This is a genomic window from Flavobacterium sp. FlaQc-47 (assembly GCF_044006475.1).
GTDB lineage: Bacteria > Bacteroidota > Bacteroidia > Flavobacteriales > Flavobacteriaceae > Flavobacterium.
In genome coordinates this window covers 404,263-426,092 of record NZ_JBIPCQ010000003.1, presented here as the reverse complement: position 1 = coordinate 426,092, position 21,830 = coordinate 404,263, and the positions used below count along the sequence as shown (strand labels likewise).

Sequence of the window (21,830 nt, the reverse complement as noted above, 5' to 3'; positions counted from 1 at the left end):
ATCTATGTTTCTATGTGTTAGAATTAATTATACATAAAAGTTAAACCTGTATTTTATGATAATTTTAAAACTTAAATCACTGGTTTAAAACTATTTTTGACTGCCAAAACAAATTTACTAATTTAAACTTCAACAAATGAAATGTGTAATTATAGACGATGAACCTTTAGCGGTCGAATTATTAGAAGATTTTGTTGGAAAGGTAGATTCGCTTGAACTCATCAGCACTTTTAATAATGCTATTGATGCCGTTTCATTTATCAACCAAAACAATGTAGATTTGATTTTTCTGGACATACAAATGCCCCATTTTTCAGGAATTGATTTTTTAAATACAATCGAAAAAAAACCTTTGGTTATTTTTACGACAGCTTATTCTGATTATGCTGTTGAAGGTTTTAATCTTGGCGCGGTAGATTATTTGGTGAAACCCATTCCGTTTCATCGTTTTTTAAAATCAGTTGTCAGAGCGCAGCAAGTTTTAAATCCCGCTGCAAATGTTCAGGCAATTTCTGAAAACACAACCGTACCTGAATTAGAGCAGGATTTTATGTTTGTGAGAGCAGAATATGAAAACGTAAAAATGAATTTTGCCGATATTTTATTTATCGAAGGTCTAAAAGATTATGTCAAAATTTACACTACAGATAATAAATTCACACTGACTTTAATCAGTTTAATAAAACTGGAAAATTTACTTTCAAGCAAAGGTTTTTCCCGAATTCACAGATCTTATATCATTAATATAAAACATGTAAAATCAATTCAAAAAAATAAAGTTTTAATCAGCGACAAACGAATTCCGATAAGCGAAAGTTATAAAAATTCCTTTTTCGAAAGAATCAACCTATAATTTTAAAATTCCAAAAACGAAAAATTCCAAATCCCAATTGCATCATACTTTATTGGAATTTGGAATTTTTATTTTGGAATTTATTAATTTTATTCCTCTTTAAACCAACCTGAATACATGACATAATTGTTCGAAATACGTTCAATTTCGCCTGCAAAGTCTGACTGGTCAATATCTTTTACCTTTTTTGCAGGAACACCTGCATAGATAGTTCCAGAAGGCACAATAGTATTTTGCGTTACAACGGCTCCGGCGGCAATGATCGAATTGCTTTCTATCACACAATTATCCATTACGATCGCGCCCATTCCTATCAAGACATTGTCATGAATTTTACATCCGTGAACAATTGCATTGTGTCCTATTGAAACATTGTTTCCTATAATAGTGGGATGTTTTTGATAGGTACAATGAATTATCGCCCCATCCTGAATATTAACTTTATTCCCAATTGTGATAAAGTTGACATCACCACGAATCACAGCATTAAACCAAACACTGCAAGAATCACCAAAGGTAACATCACCTACAATCGTAGCATTTTCAGCCACATAACAATCCTCTGGAATAGAAGGCATTTTTCCGTTTACAGATTTAATCAGCATAATAAAAAATTTAATTAATAGCGGGACAATTACAGTCGTAACGCTCCTTTTTACAAAATAAATTGATACCTAAAGTAATTTGATGGTATCCTCCTGTGTCAAATTTTACATCGCCTGTAACTTGTGAGTAGGTATACGCAAACATAAAATTATTATAATTTAAACCTATTATAGGGGTAATATATTGCAGTTTTTGTGCTGCTACTCCACTTGTGGTACTATATTGAGCTCCGTCAAAACTTCTTCTATAAGATAATGCAGCCCATAAACTTCCAAAATCCATACTTTTGTATGCTTTCATATTTAAATCAATTGATTTTTGTTTGGTCTTATCAAACAATTGAAATAAAACAGAAGGTTCCCAGGTAATATTATTTCTTTTACCAAAAACATATCCTGCACTTAAGAGAAACTTTCTAACATTATCACTTTCATAATCGGTGTACAATTCCCGTCTGGTTTCAAGTGCGCCCTGAACTGTTGCATGAGCATAAAAATCAAGATAATTATAGGATGCTCCAATATCCATATTAAAATAAGAATCTTTTTGTATCTGACCAAAAACAATGGGATCAAAAGAGCCGCCAAACTGAGTTTCATCTAACTGACTTTGAATTACTCCTCCGCTAATACCAAACGAAAGCTGATTTAAATCCACTTCATCTCTGGAAAACATAATGTGATGCGCATAAGTCAGCTTTACCCCTTTTTGCGAATGGTAACCATTTTTGTCATTAAAAATAATGATTCCGGCTCCGGAGCGTTCTCCAATTTTTCCGTTAAAAGTTAGAGTCTGAAGTGCCGGCGCATCTTCCTGACCAAACCATTGTTTTCTGGCTGTCAATCTTATTTTGGCACAATTCGCCGCGCCCGCCATCGAAGGATGAATTAAATAGTAATTATCTGATAAATAATCAGAGTAAACAGGGATTCCTTCTTGGGAATAAGAGTAAAATGTGGTAATCAAAAAAATAAATAAAACCCTGATTCTAAATTCCATAAAGGCAATTATGTTTAAATAAATTTTGGACTCTTGCATTTTAATACGATTAATTTGAAAAGAGTCTTAATTATTTTATTAAAAAATCAAATATAGGTATTAGTAGAAAATAACTTTACTAAATTTGTGCAAAATTACAAATCATGACAAAAATCACTATAAAAGAAACTCAAAATCCAACTATCCTAAAGTTCGAGTTTGAAGATTTCATTACCAAAAATCAAAATTTTGAGTTTAAAAATATCGATGAAGCCCAGGCATCGCCTTTAGCACAACAATTATTTTATCTTCCGTTTGTAAAAACAGTATATATTTCAGGGAATTTTATTGCTATTGAAAGATATAGTATTGTAGAATGGGATGATGTAAAAGATGCTGTTGCTGAACAAATTGAATCCTATGTAGAAAAAGGTGGCGTGATTATAAAAATCGATGAAAATCAGCCTAAAAAGCAACCTATTACGGTTTATGGAGAAACAACTCCAAATCCTGCTGCTTTAAAATTTGTTGTTAGCAGAATGCTGACTAAAAATGCTGTTGAATATAAAAATATTGATCAGACTGCTTCTTCTCCATTGGCAAAGGAATTATTTAAATTCCCGTATGTAAAAGAGGTTTTTATTGATGAAAACTATATTTCGGTAACTAAATATGACATCAATGAATGGGATGAAATTACTTTAGAAGTACGGTCATTCATCAAACAATATATTGAAAACGGAGGAACTGTTTTAGATGAAACTTTAATTGAAGTTGCTACTAAAAATGATGTTACAAAGGATGAAGCATTTGATAAATTAGATGTAACATCGCAACAAATTATCAATATCTTAGAAGAATATGTGAAACCGGCGGTTGCGGCTGATGGCGGAAATATTGCTTTTGACTCCTATAATGAAAATGACAAAACGGTAAAAGTAATTTTACAAGGTGCGTGCAGCGGTTGCCCATCATCTACGTTTACTTTAAAAAGCGGAATCGAAAATATGCTTAAAAGTATGCTGAACGATGAAGCGATTAAAGTAGAAGCAATAAATGCATAATAATTTATTCAAATAAAAATGAAAAGCGTCTCAAATGAGGCGCTTTTTTATTGAATTCCTATCTCCTTTATTTTCAATAAATTATTATCCCGTAATAGCGCAAAAATAGTTTAATATTGTATTATAACTAATAATATATAACCATGGGAGTATCTTCATTTTTCAAGAATTTATTTGGCTCAGCCAAAGATTCTACTACAAATTTGGCAACAGAAGCCGAAGTTAAGTTTGAACAAGCTAAAGAAGCCGCTGCTCCTTACATCGATAACGCAGAAGCTTTTGCTGAGGAAACTATCGAAAAAGTAAAAGAAGCTTCAGAACCCATACTTGAGAGTGCGGTAGAATATGCCCACAAAGCAAAAGATATCGTTAGTGAATATGTAGAGAAAGCTTCGGATTCATTAAGCGATGTGATTGATTCTGTAAAAGAACAAACAACTGAAACTTCAAGCGCAACTACCACTATTGTTCCTGAGTATATAGTTGTTAATGGTGAAAAAACCGAAACTGCTACGGATAATATTATTGATACGATTCCGCCTAAGGAATAACGTTCCTTTTTTCTAATAAAAACAAAATATATCTATATTTGCACCACTAATATGCCTTCTCGTTTGAGAAGGTTTTTTTTATTTAAAAACATGAACATGAATCCAGACCAGCTTAGTAATTACGTCACTAAATTTATTGACGTATTAGTTGATTATGCCCCAAAATTAGTCTCTGCTTTTATTATTTTATTTGTTGGGATATATGCCATCAGATTGATCAACAGAATTATTACAAAAGTAATGGTTCAAAGAAATTTAGATCCTACATTGACAAAATTCCTGTCGGACATTTTAATTTGGGCACTCAGAATTTTATTGTTTGTCACTTTTATTTCAAAACTAGGAATCGAAACTTCGTCATTTGTTGCCATTTTAGGAGCAATGGGACTTGCAGTAGGTTTATCATTGCAGGGGTCGCTTTCAAATTTTGCAGGCGGAATGCTTATTATCGTATTCAAACCTTTTAAAGTTGGCGATACTATCGAGGCGCAAGGTGTAATTGCAACAGTATTAGAGATTCAAATTTTTGTTACTAAAATGCTTACCGGAAACAATCAGACTGTTTTTGTACCTAATGGCGCTTTGTCAAACGGAACGATTATTAATTATTCCATGCAGGGAGAAAGAAAAGCCGATTTGACTTTTTCAATTTCTTATGATTCAGATATTAAGAAAGCAAAAGAGATTCTTTTAGATGTTTTAGTTAAAAACCCAAAAGTACTTGAAACTCCGGCACCGGAAGTTTTTGTCAAAAATTTATCAGCAAGTTCTATAGATTTTGCAGTTCGCCCGTGGGCAAAAAATGCAAATTATGGTGCTGTTTTTTCTGAAACGCTGGAGAATTGCAAATTAGCACTGGACGAAGCTGGAATTTCAATTCAGCCTTATACCATTCAGAAATAAAAATGTTTTATTGTTTTTTTGATGGAGGAGCCATAATAAAATCTTTTAAATAATACGGTTCAAAATAAGCGACATCTACAGTGTCGCTTTTTTGGTATTTATCATAACTAATTTTGCTCATTGCCGATGCAGACGGATATTTGATTTCTTCTAAAAATACAAAATTTTCCTTTGTCAAGACCGCTTTACATTTCTCAGCACAATCACCTACAAAATAAATAGTATCTGTATATCCTGAAAAAGATTCTTCGGTAATCACTTCTGCTTCAATTCCTCTTTCATTTTCTAAACCGGCATTAAAAACTTCGCTGTACACTTCCATTCTTCGGGCGTCAATCATGGGAATAATTTTCCCGTTTGAAACCTTTGCCTGCGACGCTAGAGTTTGTAATGTATCAATTGCAATCAAAGGAATATTTAAGGCAAAACACAATCCTTTTGCTGCCGAAACTCCTATTCGTAAACCTGTGTAAGATCCTGGTCCCTGACTTACCGCAATCGCTGATAAATCCTGAACTGAAATTCCTGCTTCGGCAATTGCTTCTTCAATAAAAACATGCAGTTTTTCAGCATGTGAATATCCTTCTTCAGCAATTTCTTTACATACAATTGTTTCTCCGTTTTTAGCAATGGAGACTGAACAGTTTTTTGTAGCCGTTTCGATATTAAGAATAAATGGCAAAGTATTTAATTTAAATTATTAAAAAAATTATTTTTTAGGTAAATCTGCTTTTTTTAGTTTTACTTTATCGCCGGAATTCAGTTCTTTAGATACTGTTGTGTAAGGTCCCGTGATCACAACATCTCCAGGTTGTAATCCTGACATTACTTCAATATTTGTATCGTCCTGAATACCTGTTTTAATGATTCTGATTTTAGCTTTATCCCCTACTTTTACAAAAACACATTCGAATTTTTTATCGCTTTTTGGTGCTGCTTTTTTATCGTCCGTTGGTTCGTCTGCTTTAACATCTTTTACAGCAGTTGTATCCGCTTTTACAACAACAGAACTAATTGGCACTGCCAAAACATTGCTTTTTGTTCTGGTCATAATATCCACTGTCGCAGTCATTCCGGGTCTAAAAGGAGAATAAGTACTTGGCTGACCTTCTAATAAATCCTGGTACGATTCTTTTAAAATACGAACTTTAACTTTAAAATTAGTTACCTGATCTGATGTTAATGTTGTACTTGCCGAGTTCGAAATACTGGTTACAGTTCCTTTAAACTTCTTTTTTAAATAAGCATCAACTTCAACATTTGCCTCATCTCCAATTTTTACTTTTACAATATCATTTTCATTTACATCAACTTCTACTTCCATATTGTTCAGGTTGGCCACTCTTAAAAGTTCTGTTCCTGCCATTTGCTGCGTTCCTAAAACTCGCTCGCCCAGTTCAACATTCAATACTGAAATTGTTCCTGCAGCCGGTGCATAAATCAATGTACGACCTAGATTGTCTTTTGCTTCTGTTACAGATGCAGAGGCGCTCTGAACATTATAATAAGAGCTTTGTTTGGTTGCTTTTGCTACTTCAAAAGTGGCAATCGATTTATCCCAATCTGATTTTGATATTACCCCTTTGTCATATAACGTTTTATTACGCTCATAACTTGCTTTTGCTTCTTTAAAATTGGCTTCAGACTGTGTTAAACTAGCCTTTGTTCCTGATAAATTTGCAACAGACCTGTCTAATCCTGAAGTATATAAATCAGGATTTATTTTTACCAATAAATCGCCTTTTTTTACAACCTGACCTTCTTTAACGTTTAAAGCGATAATTTCACCAGAAACCATTGAGGAAAGTTTTACCTCAATTTCCGGCTGAATTTTACCTGTTGCAGAAACTGTTTCTATTATTGTCGAAGCAATTACTTTTGAAACTTCTACTTCTTTTCCTTCATCCTTATTTCCTATTACTCCGGCTTTTGAAAGAGCTATTAAAGCTACGATTAGAATTACTGCACCGCCGAGTAAGAAATAAATTGTTTTTTTTGACATAATAAATTATTTTGTGATAATTGGAACAATTGGAATTCCAAAGTAGAATTCAAGTATTTTTATTTTAAAAATGTAATCATATTTTGTTCTGATAACGTCTGACTGTGCATTAGTTAACAATGTTTGTGCCTGAGTAAAATCAAATGAATTCATCAATCCTACATCGTACTTTTCTTTTGCATAATTATACGCTTGCTGTCTTGCCTCTAATGTTATTGTTGAGGATTCATAGGCATTTAAAGCACCTTTAGCATCTGTAAAAGCTGTGTAAACGTTACGTTGCAAATCTAAACTTTTTTGTTCTAAATCTATTTTAGATTTCTCTAAACTTACTTTGCTTTTTTCTACATTATTTCGAACAGAAAAACCATTAAAAATGGGCACATTCAATTGAAAACCAAAATTATGACCTTTATTATCACTAAATTGATCAAAAACAGGAAGTGGTCCTGCAGAAATCGGGTTCCCATTTGCATCTATCCCAATTACTCTGTCGCTGTAACTGGCTCTGGTACTAAATGAATAAAATCCTGAAAGAGTTGGCTGATATGCACCTTTAGCAATAACAACATTTTTCTCAGCAATTTCAAGATTAGTTTGCGCTAACTTTAACTCTGTTCTTATTTCTTTTGCTTTAGCATAAATTTCAACCGGAGTCTGCGCCAGGATATTATTTTCATCTTTCGCATTTGTATCGTCTATAACATCAAAATCTGCAAATTCCTTTAATTGTAAAAGTTGGGCAAGGCTTAATTTTGATATCAGTAAAGTATTTTCAGCAACAATAATAGCTTGTTGATCTGTTGCGGCAGTTGCTTTTAAATCATATAAATCACCACGCGGAATTGTTCCGGCATTTACCATTTCTTCAGAACGTGCCAAACGTTTTTGATCAATAGACAATTGCTCTTTTTTTACCTTTAAATTTTCTTTATTAAAAAGGATTTCCAAAAATGCATTCGCTACATTCAGGGAAATATCTTCCTGCATTTTAAGCAATTGGTATTGTGATGATATTATAGATAATTTAGCTCTTCTGTAGTTATTCTGATTTTGTAAACCTTTGTAAATATCAATACCGGCATTTAATCCCAATGATGAATACTGAGTAGTCTGATTACGTAAAAGTCCAGTTGTAAGATCCTGGTTCAAACCAATATTCCAAGAGTGTGACGCACTTCCGTTTACTGATGGAAGATAATTTCCAAATGCACCTTTTTTATCAATTGCAGCATTTTTAACATCTAATTCTGATAGTTTTATTGTGATGTTATTGTCTAATGCATAACGAACACATTCTTCTAATGTCCATTGTTTTGGTTGTGTTTCTGATGGTGTCTGAGCCGATAAACCAGCACCAAATAAAATGGCAAAAACAAGACTATTATATTTATTTATTTTCATATATTTTGAATGAAAGCATAGCAAAAGGCGCTACGCAAATTTAACATTTTTAAAACCAAAAACTCTTTTCTACTTTGAAATTATTTTTTCTCTCCTTCACTTATTAAACCCTGATTCCAGATCTTAATTTTATCCGTAGATTTAATTCCGCTTTTCACCTGAACGTAGATTCCGTCACTCACTCCAAGGACTAAATCCCTTCTTTCAAATTTTTGAAGAGCAGTTTCAATTTCAACATATGGTTTTTGAGTTTTTTTGTCAAATTGAACTAATGATTCTTTGATAGCTAAGGTTTTTTCTGCTTTCTCTAAAATAATCGAAGCGTTTGCACTCAATCCGGCTCTTATAAAAGTAGCGTCTCTGTTTTCTAATTTTGCTTTGATTTCAAACTGAATTGCGCCATTTTCCACCACTCCTTTTGGTGCGATATCAGTCAAAACAGCTTCAAACTTTTTGTTTTCGATTGCGCCAACTGTAATCTCAATAGGCATTTTTTCTTTGATTTTACCTACCTCCGATTCGTCAATTTTTCCAATAAAAATCATTCTTCCCACATCGGCAACACTTGCAATTGTAGTTCCTTCATTAAAATTATTACTCTCAATAACCTGATTTCCTACTTTTACAGGAACCGCTAAAACCATTCCGGTTACTGTTGCACGAATCAAGGTATTTGCATAACTTCCTAATGATGTTGTTGTTCCGGTTTTTACGATATCCAAACTTTGTCTTGCAGCCTGATAATTTTGTTTTGCCTGTGTATACGCTAATTGCGCTGCATCAAAATCGTTTGCCGAAATTACATCCTTATCAAATAAGGTTTTTTGCCTTTTATAGATTTTTTCCTGATTGTCTAAAGCAATTTTAGCTGTCTGCACCTGATTTTGCGTAGTGCTTACATTGGATACATTTGCCACCACTCTGATTTTAGCAATCATATCTCCGGCTTTAATTTTTTCTCCGGCTTTGATATACACTTCTTCAATAATACCTGAAATATTGGGCTTGATCAGAACCTCTTCATTAGGTTGAATATTACCGGTTGCGATGGTAGTTTTCACGATTGTTTTAATCTCTGCTTTTTCCGTTTTAAAGACTATTGGAGATTCTTGATTTTTAGCATACAAATAATACAGCGCGCCAAAGAAAACTATAGCAATAAAGATTAAAATGGTTACGGTTACTCCTTTTTTCATTTGTTTTTGGTTTAATCGATTTATTTTTGATTGATAATTTTATTCTGTTCGTAAAGCATCTACAGGCTTTACGTTAATTGCGGTCTGCGCCGGAATAAATCCTGCCAGCAAACCTGAACCTACTAATATTAATAACGCAACAACTACAACTCCTAAATCTACACTTGGATTAGAAAACATTATATTTTTTTCCGGTGGCATTGAATCTAAAAACATATTCAAAAGTGCAATTACTCCGGTGGCAACGGCAATACCCAGCATTCCTGAAATAATGGTCAGGAACATCGCTTCTAATAAAATCTGACTGCGAATAGCTGCCGGAGTTGCCCCTAAAGCTCTGCGGATTCCAATTTCCTTAGTACGCTCTTTGACTACAATAAGCATAATATTTGAAATTCCGATTACTCCGGAAATCAACACCAAAGTTCCTACAAAATAAGCAATGATTTGCAAAATACTAAACAAACTTTGTACTTTATTAAATTGTTCATACAAGTCAAAATTACCAACGGCACGATCGTCCTTTGGGTTTATGGAATGAAGCGCTTTAATTAATTCTAAAATTTTTGGCTTTAAATCTGTAATAGAAGTTTCGTCTTTTGCTGTAAGCGCCATCCATCCTACTTTATCACCATAATTAAAAGATTGCTGAAAAGTGGTAAACGGAATAAATATATTCTTTTGTTCCTGTTCTGCATTTCCACCAGTTTGCTTAGAGTTGTAAACTCCAACAACCATAAAATTAATTCCGTTGATTTTTACGTAAGTTCCAATAGCTTCCTCTTCTTTTCCATACAATTCGCTGATAACTCCTTTTCCAATTACAGCAATTTTTCTTCTCTCATTAATATCCTGCTGGTTTATAAAACGTCCTTTTATAATATCCATTGGCTGCTGTTTGATCAGTTCAGGATAATCTCCATAAATCGTAAATGAGGAAGTTTTTGTGCCACGCACTACATTATTGGTTCCGTTAAAATCGCCTAACTGATTTCGTGGTGAAACATATAATAAATCAGGCAAAGATGCTTTTAATGCCGCTACATCACTATTTCTAAAATTATATTGACGCGTTTTTGGTAATCCTTTATAGGCTTTTGATGTTGTCTGGCTCCACATAAACATTGTATTTGTGGCAATCCCGTCAAAATCTTTCTTAACCCCGTTCTCTAAACCCTTTCCTGCCGCAAGTAATATTACCAAAATAAAAATTCCCCAGAATACCCCAAATGCAGTCAGGATCGTTCTGAAAACGTTAGCTGTTAAAGCCTGTAAAATTTCGTCCCAATTATCTTTTTTAAACATAATTATTCGTCTCTAAGTGCTACAATAGGTTTAATTTTGGCTGCTCTGTACGCCGGGAAAAATCCTGCCAGTGCGCCGGCAAAAACCAGCAAAGCAAGTGTTGTTAATGCTACACTAAAATCTACTGAAGGATTTTGGAAATATTCACTTTGCACCATTGGACCTACGAATTCCAACAATAACAAACTGGCCAGTAACCCAACAAAACCTGCAATTGTAGTAATAAAAATCGATTCGTGAAGTATCATTGAAACGATAGAAAACGGCGAAGCTCCTAAAGCTTTCCTGATCCCAATTTCCTTAGTTCGTTCTTTAACTATAATAAGCATGATATTACTTACTCCCACCACTCCGGCAATAATGGTACAGATACCAACCCACCAAAAAAACAATCTGATATATAAATTTAAATCATAAAATTGTTTTGCATCTTTAACAGAGTTATAAACCCCAACTCCTCCATCATCATCCGGAGCAACTGTGTTTCTGCTTTTTAATAAGTCTTTTAAATCTTGTGTGAATTTCTCAGATTGTGCTAATGCCTCGTCATAATCATTTGTCTTTTTTAAAGTAAAAAACAAATTACTTATTTTATCTCCACCACCATACGCTCTTTGAACGGTAGTTCTGGGCAAATAGGCCCTTGCTTCCTCCCGTTCTCCTCCCGGATCTGTAAAAACTCCTACAACCCTGAAATTGATATTATTAATTGAGATTTCCTTGCCTAAAGGATCTTTATCCTTAAACAAATCTGTTTTTACTTTCATCCCAATGCAGGCCACTTTTTCATTATTGGCTAAATCATTGCTATTTACGAATCTTCCATTCACAATTGTAATATTTTCAATTCCTGAATAATCAGGATCTACTCCTCTAAATTGATAACTTCCGGATTCTTTTCCATAAGAGAATGCACCGCCCCAAAAGCTATAAGTGGAAGCTTTCAAATCTAATTTATCATCAAATTTTTGAACGGACTGTTTGTAATCACCGTCTCTAAACTGAATTTGTCGTCCGGGATTTAATCCTTTATATTCTTTTGTAGTCGTTCCTGACCAAACCTCAATAATTCCGGCAGCATCACGCTCGAATTGTTTTTCAATTCCGTTTTGAAGCCCTTTACCTGCACCAAGTAAAATCACTAAAATAAAAATACCGGAAGCTACAGAAATTCCCGTAAGAAATGTTCTAAGTCTGTTTTTAGAAATTGCTTCAAATATTTCCTGCCAACGCTCAATATTAAACATAAGATGACGCTCTAACTTGTTCTACCTTTTTATCATCGATAATTAATCCATCTTTCAGGACCACATTTCTTTTGCACATTGCAGCAATATCAGGTTCGTGAGTAACGATTAAAATCGTTTTTCCTTCGTCGTTAATTCCCTGAATAAGTTCCATAACTTCATAAGATGTTTTAGTATCTAACGCTCCCGTAGGTTCATCTGCCAATAATACTTTCGGGTTTGATGCTAATGCACGGGCAATTGCAACACGTTGTTTTTGACCTCCGGAAAGTTCATTTGGTAAATGATGTGAATGTGAACCCAGACCTACTTTTTCTAGATATTTCATTGCAATCTCATAACGCTCTTTACGCTTAATACCCTGGTAATACAAAGGCATTGCCACATTATCAAGTGCGGTTTTATAATTTATTAAATTGAAGGATTGAAAAACAAATCCCAAAAATTTATTTCGATATCTTGACGCTATAGTTTCGTTAAGATTTTTAATTGGTGTTTTGTCTAAAATATAACTACCTGAATCAGCTTCATCAAGAATTCCTAAAATATTTAAAAGCGTCGATTTTCCAGATCCGGATGATCCCATAATCGCAACTAACTCACCTTCTTCAATATTAAAATTAATTCCTTTTAACACATGCAATTGAGAACTTCCCATTTTATAGGACTTGTGTAAATCTTTGATTTCGATCATGATATTGTTAAATTTTAAAACAATAATAACATTTTTATTAAGTAAAATATGATAAGAAAACGTTAATAGTCGCGTTATCTTATTACCATAAGACTCAATTCATTATCAATTGTTACACTTTTTTAAGATAATATAATTGTTTTCTTAATTTTGCATCACTTAAAAAAATCATAACGATGAAGTTTCTCTCCATTATCTCTTTATTTGCAGCACTTACAGTGGCTACAAGCTGTTCAACATCTCATAAGTTAGAGACATTAAAACCGGAACCTGACGATGCGAGTCCGTTAGTTTATGATGCAAATCCGTCCTTTATTAACCTGCCTATTACGGTAAAACTAAGTGATATTCAAAATCAAACGAATTTATTGTTGAATGGATTAATCTATGAAGACAATAATATTGAAGATGACGATATCGAAATGAAAATCTGGAAACAGGCGCCAATAAAAATCCAGAATGATCCTGCAAACCCGGATAAAAAAATAAAAACAATTTTACCGCTTAAAGCCACGATCAAATACCGAATTGGTACTAAAAAACTGGGAGTTGAACTGTATGACACGAGAGAATTTAATTTAAATGGCGTAATCACGTTATCGAGTGAAGTGGCTTTGACCAACTGGAAATTAAATACCAAAACCGAATTCAAATCTTTAGACTGGAACGAAAGTCCAACCATGATGGTATTTGGAAAAAGTATGCCAATAACGTATTTAGTGAATCCGGCAATTTCTATTTTTAAATCTAAAATTGAAAAGAAAATAGACGAAGCAATAGAAAAATCGATGGATTTTAAACCGAATGTTTTATCGGCGTTAGAAAAAATCTGTACGCCATTCCAAATGAGTGATACTTATGAAAGCTGGTTAAGAATTGTTCCTGTCGAAGTTTATTCAACAAATGCAAAATTAAAAAATGATTTGTTTTTATTAGATATGGGAATGAAATGCAATATGGAAACGATTGTGGGCAAGCAACCTGAATCTAAATTCAATGCGAGCAAAATTGTGTTGAAACCTGTAGCAAAAATACCCAATCAAATTTCGGCTAATATTGCAGCAATTTCAACTTATATTGATGCTTCAAAAATCATGACCAGGAATTTTGCAGGGCAGGAATTTGGATCCGGAAGCAAAAAAATAACTGTGAAAAATGTTTCAATCTGGCATAAAGATGGCAAAATGGTTATTGCTCTTGATGTTTTAGGATCAATCAACGGAACTCTTTATTTAGATGGATTCCCACAATATAATGCCAAAACAAAAGAAATTTATTTTGAGAAACTGGATTACGTTTTAGACACTAAAAGCAAAGTAATGCGTACGGCAAGCTGGCTTGGTCAAGGTTACATTTTAAGAAAAATGGAAGAAAGCTGTCGTTATTCTATTCAGCCTAATTTAGAAGAAGGCAAAAAGAGCATGGCAACTTACCTAAAAAACTATTCGCCAATGCCAGGCGTTTTTGTAAATGGTAAAATGGAAGATATTCAGTTTGATAAAATTCAGTTGACCAATCAGGCTATTATCGCTTTTATCAAAATAAACGGAACTGTGAATGTTTCGGTGGATGGTTTGAAATAATTATTCTTAACTTTTATTAAGACTAAAAAGCCTTCAGAATCAAATGATTTTGAAGGCTTTTTTTGTCCTATACTTGAGGAAACAATATTCCTTTTTATTGTAAACAAAACATAAGTTACATATTGAAAATTACCCCCTGCTTATCTCTCTTTTTCTTGCAAAAACCCATTTATTATTTTGTTTTTCAAAATAATATCGATCTGTTGCAGAACCAATTCCATGTGTTTTCATTACAACTATATTTGCAAGATCCTTTTTAATTTCCAAATTCGAAAATGAAACAAAAAGAACTTGAGATTCACTAATCTCTTTCTTTACGAGATTTAATCTATACGGAGAATGAAAATTTGAAAAGTCACTTTCCTCCAATTTAAATGTACTACACTTAAGGGTTTCCCTGGAAAACCTTTCATTAATACCTACTGAATCAAGAAGTGCTACTTTTAGAGGTTTTAATCTGCCGTCCTTGTTAACAGGACTCATATCATGCATTTCTAAAGAATCCAGCAAAATAGTGCTGTTTTGCTTAATCAAAGCTTTTCCCTCTGCAATTAAACTATTTTTAACTACATCAATCTGCTGCTCTTTCTTGCAACCGATAGTAAGTACTAATAATAGCACTAAACCTATTTTATTAAAAATTCCCATATTGTTTGCACAGCTTATCCATAAATTTATTACAATACTACTTCCTAATACTTTCTAAAAACATTAATTTCACATACTTGCCCTGCTTCGTATATACCCAAACTATTGGAATTAATTAGCTAGAAATTACTTTTTTCTATTAATAAACAATTTCAATTTCACTCACTATTAGATTGCCGTATTTTTCAGCATCTTCTTTGCTCCAGAAAGTTTCTTTACCTTTTGGTCTATTTTCCCAATTCCAGTCAATACTATTTTTTACATTTACAAAAAGAGACACTTTGTTTCCTTCATTATTTAGTCGTTGTTGTCTGGTAATAAACCTAAATTCAAAAAAAGAAGGATCATTATATGCAAAAGCAACTTTAATTTCCGGTTTAATTTCTTTAATTAAATCCTTTAAAGGTTTATTGATGAATATTGCTTCATATTCCTTAAGAAGGTTAATATCATTTATATTTTGTACTAGTTGTTGAGAATATCCAATCTGTGCAAAAAAAAGTGTTGCTAATAGTGTTTTAATCGTTTTCATGTTTTCTTTGTTTTTCTATTGTTTCTGGAATTAATTAGCTAGAAATTACTTTTATTAATAAACAAGATTAATACGAGTTACTATCAAGTTACCATATTTTTCAGCATCTTCTTTTGTCCAGACAGGTTCTTTTCCTTTTGGTCTGGTTTCCCAATTCCAGTCAATCGTTTCTTTTACATCTACAAATAGAGCAACATTCTCGGCGATAGTACCTTGCCTTTTTCTTAATTGCTCATGGGTTACAAATCTAAAATCAAAAGAAGGATCATGACTATATGGAAAGGCAATTTTTATTTCGGGCTTAATTTCTTTAATTAAATCTTTTAAAGGTTTATTGACGAATATTGCTTCATATTCTTTAAGACGGTACATATCATTTAAATTTTGTACTAATTGTTGAGAATATCCAATCTGTGCAAAAAAAAATAGTATTGCTAATAGTATTTTAATTGTTTTCATTTTTTATGATTGTTTTTCTCTTGTTATTTGCTGTTTTTTACTATCTGCCGGAAATTTTCAGCTGTGAATATGCTTATGAGCTTTTCATGTGGGAAAATCAATATTATTTTATTAAAATATCTTGAAATTCCAGAGCCAATTTTTAATTTGACTCTGGAATTAATTAGCTAGAAATTATTTTTATTAATAAACAATATTAATACGAGTTACTATCAAGTTACCATATTTTTCAGCATCTTCTTTGGTCCAGACAGGTTCTTTCCCTTTTGGTCTGGTTTCCCAATTCCAGTCAATAAAATCATTTACACCTACAAAAAGTGAAACATTTTCAGCAATGGTACCTTCATCTTTTCTTAATTGCTCATGGGTTACAAATCTAAAATCAAAAGAAGGATTTTGATTATTTGGAAAAGCAATTTTTATTTCGGGCTTAATTTCTTTAATTAAATCTTTTAAAGGTTTATTGACGAATATGGCTTCATATTCCTTAAGACGATAAATGTCATTTATATTTTGTACTAATTGTTGAGAATATCCTATCTGTGCAAAAACAAATATTGCTAATAGTGTTTTAATTGTTTTCATTTTTTCTTTGTTTTTTTTAATTAAATGCAGGGAATTACACTGTAAATCTTAGATCCATTTTGTTCAGTCTCTTTTATCAGCAGCGGATAGAAGGATCCTTTATTATTTTGTTGAAAAAAGGTTATGCCGGCGTTGTATTTATTGACAACAAATGCGCTTGCTCTGTAGTGTGCTTCTATAGAATAGGAATTCATATTATCCCGAATCTTATTCATTTCTCTTGCCATAAAATCAGGATAATGCGCAGGTTTATTAGTTTTTGGATCTGTTAGGTATTTTGCAGCAAAAGCCTGTGCTGCTGCCAGGTCTGTTATTACTGCAGCGTAGACTTGTTCTGTATGAGGGAGAACGAAACTACCCATATAATTACGGTAAAATTTGTTAAATAATGTGGCATTGGATAAATCTCTACCAGAATGAGTACTACCGTTAGGATGATTATGTAAATTAATAAAAAAACCTTCCATAGTATGGTTTACTGGTACCTCGATTTCATCTCCAGAATTCATTGTACTGGCATAAATTTGTCCGCCACTATTTTTCCCCAAAGAGATACCATATTCCAGATAATAAAAATCCTTGGTACTTCTAATATCCTGTAAAGCTTTTTTAAAAACAGGACTTGCCGCCAGAGTAGTGAGTTCTTTTGCTACAATACAAGGATCTTTTTTGTTATCTTGAAAGTTAGCTACAGTAAAACTTCCGGTAAAAATAATATCTTCTTCCTCGTTTATCGGTGAGGTAAAATTTATAATATCAAAAGTCTTGTACATACTCAAATCTGTTACAGCTTCTTTTAGATTACTTGTGGTACTATGTTGCGAACCTTCGTAATTTGAAGTTTGCGGGTTATCAAATGTAATGCTCGTTATCGCTATAGGACAATGACGAAAAACTTCGACTGTCATTTTAGAATAAATATCTATTCCGTTCGCATCCCTTAAAGGTGCAGAAAAAGTCACCGTACCTACTTTTACACCATTAACAATAAGATCTATTGCTTTTTTGTCTGTACTGGTACTTGGATCCCTTAATACCTTCACACTTTGTGTATGGGTTTCACCCGGCATTACTTTTTTGGTTAATAGTACCTGCGATTTATTTTGTTTATCGCCGTCTCCACTTTCTACATTTCCCCCATATTCATTTTTTGGACCTGTTTTTTCTATCGGTGGATGATATTGCGGTGTATAATTATCCTCATTATTTGAAATATATTCATTGGGATCTGTTTTCCAATATAATGAAGCATTGTCCCAGGAGTCATCAGGTGGCACATAAGCATCTATAGGAACATTGTTTAATTGTTCTCCTATGTCAAAACCTGCAGGAGGTTCATTCTCCCCATTTTGTGCTTTTATTGTTACGCAAAAAAACAGCAGCAAAAACAGCAGCATCATTCTAAAGTTTATTTTTTTGTTTAACATATCTTATTGTTTTATAATGGTTTTGGTATGCACTTTTTGGTTCTCTTGTATCTGCACAATATAAATTCCTTTGGGCAGGTTGCTGGTATCCAGTGTAAATGACTGCGCTCCTGCATCCAGGTTTGCCATTGCTGTCTTTACGGGTTGTGCCGTTATTGCACTTGTAAGGGTCAGGTTTATTTTGGCAGGTTGTTTTAGATCAAACGCTACATAAAGCTGCTCGTTAAACGGTACGGGATATACCTTTATAAAATCTGTTTTCTGCGAAGCCAGCGCAAGCAATAATGCCTCGTCATCAACACCTGTCACGGTGTTTTTTGGTCTTACTATTAAAGTTATTGGCGGTCCCGGCTCTCGCCAATAGGCTATAAAACTCTGTAGGTCAACCAGTAAATAAGGTATGTTGTTAACGTTTTTTTGGCTCAGGCTCATTCCTAAAACATCATACTCAAGTTTGTCATTTTTAAAATCGTGCAGATACAATTGTTCCAGTTTAAATTTAAAATCGTTAACAAAAAGGGTATTCTCCTGCAGTTGGGCAGATTCTTTAAAAATCCTGCCTTCAAAATCTATTGTAGTTTGCAAACTATTGTTATCATTTTTGCTGAAAGTAATAGTAATAGGCAACACTCGCACCGGAGTAATTCCAGACCAGTCGTATTCTATAAAGCGGCCTGTCCATTCTCCCAAAATATTTTTTGGCTTGATGTTTTGATTTTGTGTTTCATCAGAAATTAAAATTTCCCTGCTTTCAGAAATTAATTCAGGCTCGATTTTTTTAGCCGCTTTGTTGGCTTCTTTTATAGCATGTTCTGTTTGATTTATAACCACACTTTGTTTATCATTTTCTATGTTTTTTAAAAAAGCCACGCTGTTTGGAGTTGTGTTTCCGTACAGGCATTCTAAAGCTTTCTCTGTGTTTTGTGGCACTCCATATCCTAAATAATAACAAACCCCAAGCCAGTGTTTTGCCATTGCATAGTTGCTTTTTTTAAACCACTCGACAGCCTGAACATAATCCTGCGGCACTCCAAAACCTTTTAAGTACATATAACCTAGCTCATAAGCCGCACGCTGGTTATTTTGGGTTATTGCTTTTTTGAACCACTCGACAGCTTTGTTCATATCGAGCTGGCAGCCACGCCCCTCGCTATACAGTTTGCCCAGATTATACTCTCCTACCGCATTACCGCTTTTTGCTGCTTTTTCTATGTAAGTAAAACCTTTAGACTCGTCTTTTTCTACACCCAAACCGTACACGTACATAAGACCTGTGTAGTTTTGCGCTAATGGTTCGCCCGTTTCTGCGCAGCCTGTCATGTCCTGAAAGAGACTGTCATAATTTTTATACAATTTTTTGTCGTCCAGGATTTTCCTCGCTTTTTCAAGCTTTTCTTCACAGTTCACTTGAGCAGTAGCAAAAAGAACTGTACACAAAAAAATAAATGTGAATTTTTTCTTCATAATTGTATTAGATTATTGGTTAATAATATTGTTAGTTTGCTTTATTTTTGTTTAGTTTCCCTTAGTTCCATTCGAAACCATTGGTATTCTGGCCACTTGATTCATAAACTTTTATATTATATTCTTTGCCCAGTTTTTTAAACTCTTTTTCAAAATTAAATCGTAAGATTCCGAGTTTTGGTTTCTGCTGCGTTTTATCAAAACTGTAATAAGCCGTTGTTAAAAACTGATTTAAATGATAGCTATAGAGGAATAGATATAAATTCTTTTTCTGCTTTTCCGTTAGGCTGGTATTGTTATTAATCAATTGTTCAAATTCTATTTTTGCATTTTCATTTGCTTCTTTTTTATAATCTTCAACGGTAAATTCAGCATATTCTTTATAGGTTAGGAGATTGCTTATTTTTTTCGCGTAATAAGTTCTGGCATTATTAATTTTAAAGTTATAAAGCGTGCCGGGGTCCTGAATACTATAAGGGGCATCTGCCTGTTTCTTTTTAGTATCCAGATCTTTTAGAACCTTGTTTCTGTCGTCTATGATTTTCAAAAGTTCTTCTGTCTTAGTTTCAGTTATTCCCGCTTTTTTTGCATTTTCATAGAATCTTTCTTTTGTATCGTTTTTGGGCTGTGTATAATTTTGTGCTACTATTGCGTTTACAAAAAGAAGTATGGTCAGGGTTTGAAATAATTTTGTCTTCATCGTTTATTTTTTTTTAGCTGTTGTTTTAATACCACTCTACTTGTTTTGTATCACTATTAATTCTAAAAATGCGTTCGTAGCCATTACTTTTAGTGCAGAGTACTAGAAATAGTCCATTGTCAGGGATTCTGGAAAACTTTATAAAATCTTTTTCTGCTCCGGCATCTTCTATCTTTTTCCAACCACTATCCCATACATAAAGCGTGAATATTTCATTTTCAAACACTTCAAACGAATTGAAATCAAGTCCTGGTCCTTTTTTGTTTTTGTCCCTTGTCAGGTTATATGAAAAAGTCTTATTATAATTTGGGTTTAGTATTTGCTGCTTTGCATTACTATTCAGGAGTACGGGATATTTTGCATAATCCATCTTTTTTGACACGGGATCGTAAAAACCTGGCAGATATACTATATTGCAACCTAAATTTTGAAATTCGATCCTATTACTTTTTTTCTGTCCCCAATCGATTACTCTCCATTTTGCAAGATTGAAAACATTTAAATAAGCTGTTGTATTTTTACTTTCCGGATTTATTGGATAACTAATTTTACCCGTTGTAACATATTCTTCGGTTACGTCTAGAATATTTTTTTCTCTTAGAAATCCATCGGGAATCAATATGGTATCTTTTGTTACTGCAAGCGAATTTTGTTGAATCGAAAAAGTTTTCCTATACACTTTTGCCAGTCGTTTCCCGGTTGCATTATAGGCATAAGGAAGTCCTTGGGGATTTCCAAAGCAATTACCGTTAAAAGGAATGTGTTTGCCATTTTCATCTATAACGGTATCCCAAAAATGTCTTTTTGAAGAGGCTCCGTATTCTGGTGTAAAATCAAATGTTACTGCAAGCCCCATTGACCTGCAGGCAAGTAATGATAAATTTGCCAAATCATTACAAGCGCCTTCTCTTCTAAAAAGTAATTGTTTTGGACTTAAATAAGGAATTGGATCTGGACGGCTATCTAAAAATCTGAAATTTTTAAGTTCCAAGATAGTTTGAGTCGCAACATCAACAGGCTGGTTTACGTTTTTTACCTTCAATCCTGCCTGCGCAACAAGTTCTAAATATTCACTTCGCCAGTCTTCCAATGGTTCTGTTAAACTCCTGTAGGGAAGAATGTATTCGCAAAAGGTTTTAAAATCATAGGAATTTGACCAAGGATTATTTTTCCAGGCGTCAAAAGCTAAATCAATGTTTTTAATTAGAAATTCCGGTGTAATGACATTAATATCATTTATTCTGTATGTTTTTGGTGTAAGCCTGATGCTGTCTTTTAGATTTTGAAAAGCTATTGAAGCTACTTTCAAATCTGGATAATCCAGTTCATTAAAATCAATTTTTCTATTTTGTTCATCAACCCAATCATAATTCTCACTATAATGAATTTGTAAATTATCTATTAAAAACTTAGCGGCTTCTTTCTTTTCAATTTCATATTCATAATGTTTAAACAACGAATTTTCTAAATTGCTTTTCAACAATTTTTGATCCGCAATCGATTGCGAAAACGAAACGGAACACACCAAAGTAAAAAATATCAAATAGACGTTCATGTTAAAATAGTAAGTATTAAAGTACAATAATAGAATTAAAATGTAAGAAAAGAAATTAAAAATAGTTAAATTTA

General features: G+C 33.2%; 22 protein-coding genes. 5 read left to right on the top strand and 17 right to left on the bottom strand.

Annotated elements, in window-relative coordinates:
* Nucleotides 1–136: 136 nt before the first annotated feature.
* Nucleotides 137–853 carry a LytR/AlgR family response regulator transcription factor gene (locus ACHRVX_RS11390; RefSeq protein WP_395332254.1) on the top strand — a complete coding sequence of 239 codons (717 nt, stop codon included), beginning with the start codon at nt 137–139 and terminating at the stop codon, nt 851–853.
* 89 nt (nt 854–942) lie between these two features.
* Here the strand turns inward: ACHRVX_RS11390 and ACHRVX_RS11385 are convergent, their stop codons facing one another.
* Both ACHRVX_RS11385 and ACHRVX_RS11380 read right to left on the bottom strand, forming a co-directional pair.
* The gene (locus ACHRVX_RS11385; protein ID WP_395332252.1) at nt 943–1,458 is read right to left on the bottom strand and encodes a gamma carbonic anhydrase family protein; all 516 of its coding nucleotides are present in this window, start codon (nt 1,456–1,458) and stop codon (nt 943–945) included.
* A 10-nt stretch (nt 1,459–1,468) separates the two neighbouring features.
* Nucleotides 1,469–2,458, bottom strand: coding sequence for a type IX secretion system membrane protein PorP/SprF (locus ACHRVX_RS11380; RefSeq protein WP_395332250.1), 990 nt, complete (start codon nt 2,456–2,458; stop codon nt 1,469–1,471).
* Nucleotides 2,459–2,601: 143 nt separating this feature from the next.
* On the opposite strand from ACHRVX_RS11380, the gene ACHRVX_RS11375 reads away from it, so the two are divergent.
* From ACHRVX_RS11375 to ACHRVX_RS11365, 3 genes are all read left to right on the top strand, one after another.
* Nucleotides 2,602–3,501, top strand: coding sequence for a NifU family protein (locus ACHRVX_RS11375; RefSeq protein ID WP_395332248.1), 900 nt, complete (start codon nt 2,602–2,604; stop codon nt 3,499–3,501).
* Between the two features lie 143 nt (nt 3,502–3,644).
* Nucleotides 3,645–4,052, top strand: coding sequence for a YtxH domain-containing protein (locus ACHRVX_RS11370; RefSeq protein WP_395332246.1), 408 nt, complete (start codon nt 3,645–3,647; stop codon nt 4,050–4,052).
* 90 nt (nt 4,053–4,142) lie between these two features.
* Nucleotides 4,143–4,955: a mechanosensitive ion channel family protein gene (locus ACHRVX_RS11365; RefSeq protein WP_395332244.1), complete on the top strand. Its 813-nt coding sequence runs from the start codon at nt 4,143–4,145 to the stop codon at nt 4,953–4,955.
* Between the two features lie 7 nt (nt 4,956–4,962).
* Here ACHRVX_RS11365 and tsaB read toward each other — a convergent pair whose 3' ends face one another.
* From tsaB to ACHRVX_RS11330, 7 genes are all read right to left on the bottom strand, one after another.
* Complete coding sequence (gene tsaB, locus ACHRVX_RS11360; protein WP_395332242.1) at nt 4,963–5,637, bottom strand: tRNA (adenosine(37)-N6)-threonylcarbamoyltransferase complex dimerization subunit type 1 TsaB; 675 nt, start codon at nt 5,635–5,637, stop codon at nt 4,963–4,965.
* A gap of 27 nt (nt 5,638–5,664) precedes the next feature.
* The gene (locus ACHRVX_RS11355) at nt 5,665–6,957 is read right to left on the bottom strand and encodes an efflux RND transporter periplasmic adaptor subunit (RefSeq protein WP_395332241.1); all 1,293 of its coding nucleotides are present in this window, start codon (nt 6,955–6,957) and stop codon (nt 5,665–5,667) included.
* Between the two features lie 6 nt (nt 6,958–6,963).
* Complete coding sequence (locus ACHRVX_RS11350) at nt 6,964–8,361, bottom strand: TolC family protein (protein ID WP_395332239.1); 1,398 nt, start codon at nt 8,359–8,361, stop codon at nt 6,964–6,966.
* A gap of 80 nt (nt 8,362–8,441) precedes the next feature.
* Nucleotides 8,442–9,557, bottom strand: coding sequence for an efflux RND transporter periplasmic adaptor subunit (locus ACHRVX_RS11345; RefSeq protein ID WP_395332237.1), 1,116 nt, complete (start codon nt 9,555–9,557; stop codon nt 8,442–8,444).
* A 39-nt stretch (nt 9,558–9,596) separates the two neighbouring features.
* Entirely contained in the window at nt 9,597–10,862 is a 1,266-nt protein-coding gene (locus tag ACHRVX_RS11340; RefSeq protein WP_395332235.1) for an ABC transporter permease, read from the bottom strand.
* Nucleotides 10,863–10,864: 2 nt separating this feature from the next.
* On the bottom strand, nt 10,865–12,109 hold the full coding sequence (locus ACHRVX_RS11335; RefSeq protein ID WP_395332233.1) for an ABC transporter permease: 1,245 nt from the start codon (nt 12,107–12,109) through the stop codon (nt 10,865–10,867).
* Complete coding sequence (locus ACHRVX_RS11330) at nt 12,102–12,803, bottom strand: ABC transporter ATP-binding protein (RefSeq protein ID WP_395332231.1); 702 nt, start codon at nt 12,801–12,803, stop codon at nt 12,102–12,104. Before ACHRVX_RS11330 ends, ACHRVX_RS11335 begins: the two co-directional genes overlap by 8 nt.
* 176 nt (nt 12,804–12,979) lie before the next feature.
* On the opposite strand from ACHRVX_RS11330, the gene ACHRVX_RS11325 reads away from it, so the two are divergent.
* Complete coding sequence (locus tag ACHRVX_RS11325; RefSeq protein ID WP_395332229.1) at nt 12,980–14,386, top strand: DUF4403 family protein; 1,407 nt, start codon at nt 12,980–12,982, stop codon at nt 14,384–14,386.
* A 129-nt stretch (nt 14,387–14,515) separates the two neighbouring features.
* Here ACHRVX_RS11325 and ACHRVX_RS11320 read toward each other — a convergent pair whose 3' ends face one another.
* From ACHRVX_RS11320 to ACHRVX_RS11285, 8 genes are all read right to left on the bottom strand, one after another.
* Nucleotides 14,516–15,034 (bottom strand): hypothetical protein, encoded by a 519-nt coding sequence (locus ACHRVX_RS11320; RefSeq protein WP_395332227.1) that lies wholly within the window; start codon nt 15,032–15,034, stop codon nt 14,516–14,518.
* A gap of 139 nt (nt 15,035–15,173) precedes the next feature.
* On the bottom strand, nt 15,174–15,566 hold the full coding sequence (locus tag ACHRVX_RS11315; protein WP_395332225.1) for a hypothetical protein: 393 nt from the start codon (nt 15,564–15,566) through the stop codon (nt 15,174–15,176).
* A gap of 54 nt (nt 15,567–15,620) precedes the next feature.
* Nucleotides 15,621–16,025 carry a hypothetical protein gene (locus ACHRVX_RS11310; RefSeq protein ID WP_395332223.1) on the bottom strand — a complete coding sequence of 135 codons (405 nt, stop codon included), beginning with the start codon at nt 16,023–16,025 and terminating at the stop codon, nt 15,621–15,623.
* Nucleotides 16,026–16,208: 183 nt separating this feature from the next.
* Nucleotides 16,209–16,610, bottom strand: a complete 402-nt coding sequence (locus ACHRVX_RS11305; protein WP_395332221.1) for a hypothetical protein — start codon at nt 16,608–16,610, stop codon at nt 16,209–16,211.
* A 20-nt stretch (nt 16,611–16,630) separates the two neighbouring features.
* On the bottom strand, nt 16,631–18,037 hold the full coding sequence (locus tag ACHRVX_RS11300; RefSeq protein ID WP_395332219.1) for a hypothetical protein: 1,407 nt from the start codon (nt 18,035–18,037) through the stop codon (nt 16,631–16,633).
* A 3-nt stretch (nt 18,038–18,040) separates the two neighbouring features.
* Nucleotides 18,041–19,501: a T9SS type A sorting domain-containing protein gene (locus ACHRVX_RS11295; protein ID WP_395332217.1), complete on the bottom strand. Its 1,461-nt coding sequence runs from the start codon at nt 19,499–19,501 to the stop codon at nt 18,041–18,043.
* 61 nt (nt 19,502–19,562) lie between these two features.
* Nucleotides 19,563–20,201 (bottom strand): hypothetical protein, encoded by a 639-nt coding sequence (locus ACHRVX_RS11290; RefSeq protein WP_395332215.1) that lies wholly within the window; start codon nt 20,199–20,201, stop codon nt 19,563–19,565.
* Nucleotides 20,202–20,226: 25 nt separating this feature from the next.
* Nucleotides 20,227–21,681, bottom strand: a complete 1,455-nt coding sequence (locus tag ACHRVX_RS11285; protein ID WP_395332213.1) for a transglutaminase-like domain-containing protein — start codon at nt 21,679–21,681, stop codon at nt 20,227–20,229.
* Nucleotides 21,682–21,830 lie beyond the last annotated feature (149 nt).

What these genes read in the sequence shown, in the direction of transcription:
- ACHRVX_RS11375 (WP_395332248.1), top strand. Translation starts at nt 2,602, where the DNA reads ATGACAAAAATCACTATAAAAGAAACTCAAAATCCAACTATCCTAAAG.
- ACHRVX_RS11340 (WP_395332235.1), bottom strand. Translation starts at nt 10,862, where the DNA reads ATGTTTAAAAAAGATAATTGGGACGAAATTTTACAGGCTTTAACAGCT.
- ACHRVX_RS11365 (WP_395332244.1), top strand. Translation starts at nt 4,143, where the DNA reads ATGAACATGAATCCAGACCAGCTTAGTAATTACGTCACTAAATTTATT.
- ACHRVX_RS11335 (WP_395332233.1), bottom strand. Translation starts at nt 12,109, where the DNA reads ATGTTTAATATTGAGCGTTGGCAGGAAATATTTGAAGCAATTTCTAAA.
- ACHRVX_RS11350 (WP_395332239.1), bottom strand. Translation starts at nt 8,361, where the DNA reads ATGAAAATAAATAAATATAATAGTCTTGTTTTTGCCATTTTATTTGGT.
- ACHRVX_RS11290 (WP_395332215.1), bottom strand. Translation starts at nt 20,201, where the DNA reads ATGAAGACAAAATTATTTCAAACCCTGACCATACTTCTTTTTGTAAAC.
- ACHRVX_RS11330 (WP_395332231.1), bottom strand. Translation starts at nt 12,803, where the DNA reads ATGATCGAAATCAAAGATTTACACAAGTCCTATAAAATGGGAAGTTCT.
- ACHRVX_RS11325 (WP_395332229.1), top strand. Translation starts at nt 12,980, where the DNA reads ATGAAGTTTCTCTCCATTATCTCTTTATTTGCAGCACTTACAGTGGCT.
- ACHRVX_RS11370 (WP_395332246.1), top strand. Translation starts at nt 3,645, where the DNA reads ATGGGAGTATCTTCATTTTTCAAGAATTTATTTGGCTCAGCCAAAGAT.
- ACHRVX_RS11380 (WP_395332250.1), bottom strand. Translation starts at nt 2,458, where the DNA reads ATGGAATTTAGAATCAGGGTTTTATTTATTTTTTTGATTACCACATTT.
- ACHRVX_RS11315 (WP_395332225.1), bottom strand. Translation starts at nt 15,566, where the DNA reads ATGAAAACGATTAAAACACTATTAGCAACACTTTTTTTTGCACAGATT.
- ACHRVX_RS11305 (WP_395332221.1), bottom strand. Translation starts at nt 16,610, where the DNA reads ATGAAAACAATTAAAACACTATTAGCAATATTTGTTTTTGCACAGATA.
- ACHRVX_RS11385 (WP_395332252.1), bottom strand. Translation starts at nt 1,458, where the DNA reads ATGCTGATTAAATCTGTAAACGGAAAAATGCCTTCTATTCCAGAGGAT.
- ACHRVX_RS11390 (WP_395332254.1), top strand. Translation starts at nt 137, where the DNA reads ATGAAATGTGTAATTATAGACGATGAACCTTTAGCGGTCGAATTATTA.
- ACHRVX_RS11345 (WP_395332237.1), bottom strand. Translation starts at nt 9,557, where the DNA reads ATGAAAAAAGGAGTAACCGTAACCATTTTAATCTTTATTGCTATAGTT.
- ACHRVX_RS11320 (WP_395332227.1), bottom strand. Translation starts at nt 15,034, where the DNA reads ATGGGAATTTTTAATAAAATAGGTTTAGTGCTATTATTAGTACTTACT.
- ACHRVX_RS11300 (WP_395332219.1), bottom strand. Translation starts at nt 18,037, where the DNA reads ATGTTAAACAAAAAAATAAACTTTAGAATGATGCTGCTGTTTTTGCTG.
- ACHRVX_RS11355 (WP_395332241.1), bottom strand. Translation starts at nt 6,957, where the DNA reads ATGTCAAAAAAAACAATTTATTTCTTACTCGGCGGTGCAGTAATTCTA.
- ACHRVX_RS11310 (WP_395332223.1), bottom strand. Translation starts at nt 16,025, where the DNA reads ATGAAAACAATTAAAATACTATTAGCAATACTATTTTTTTTTGCACAG.
- ACHRVX_RS11295 (WP_395332217.1), bottom strand. Translation starts at nt 19,501, where the DNA reads ATGAAGAAAAAATTCACATTTATTTTTTTGTGTACAGTTCTTTTTGCT.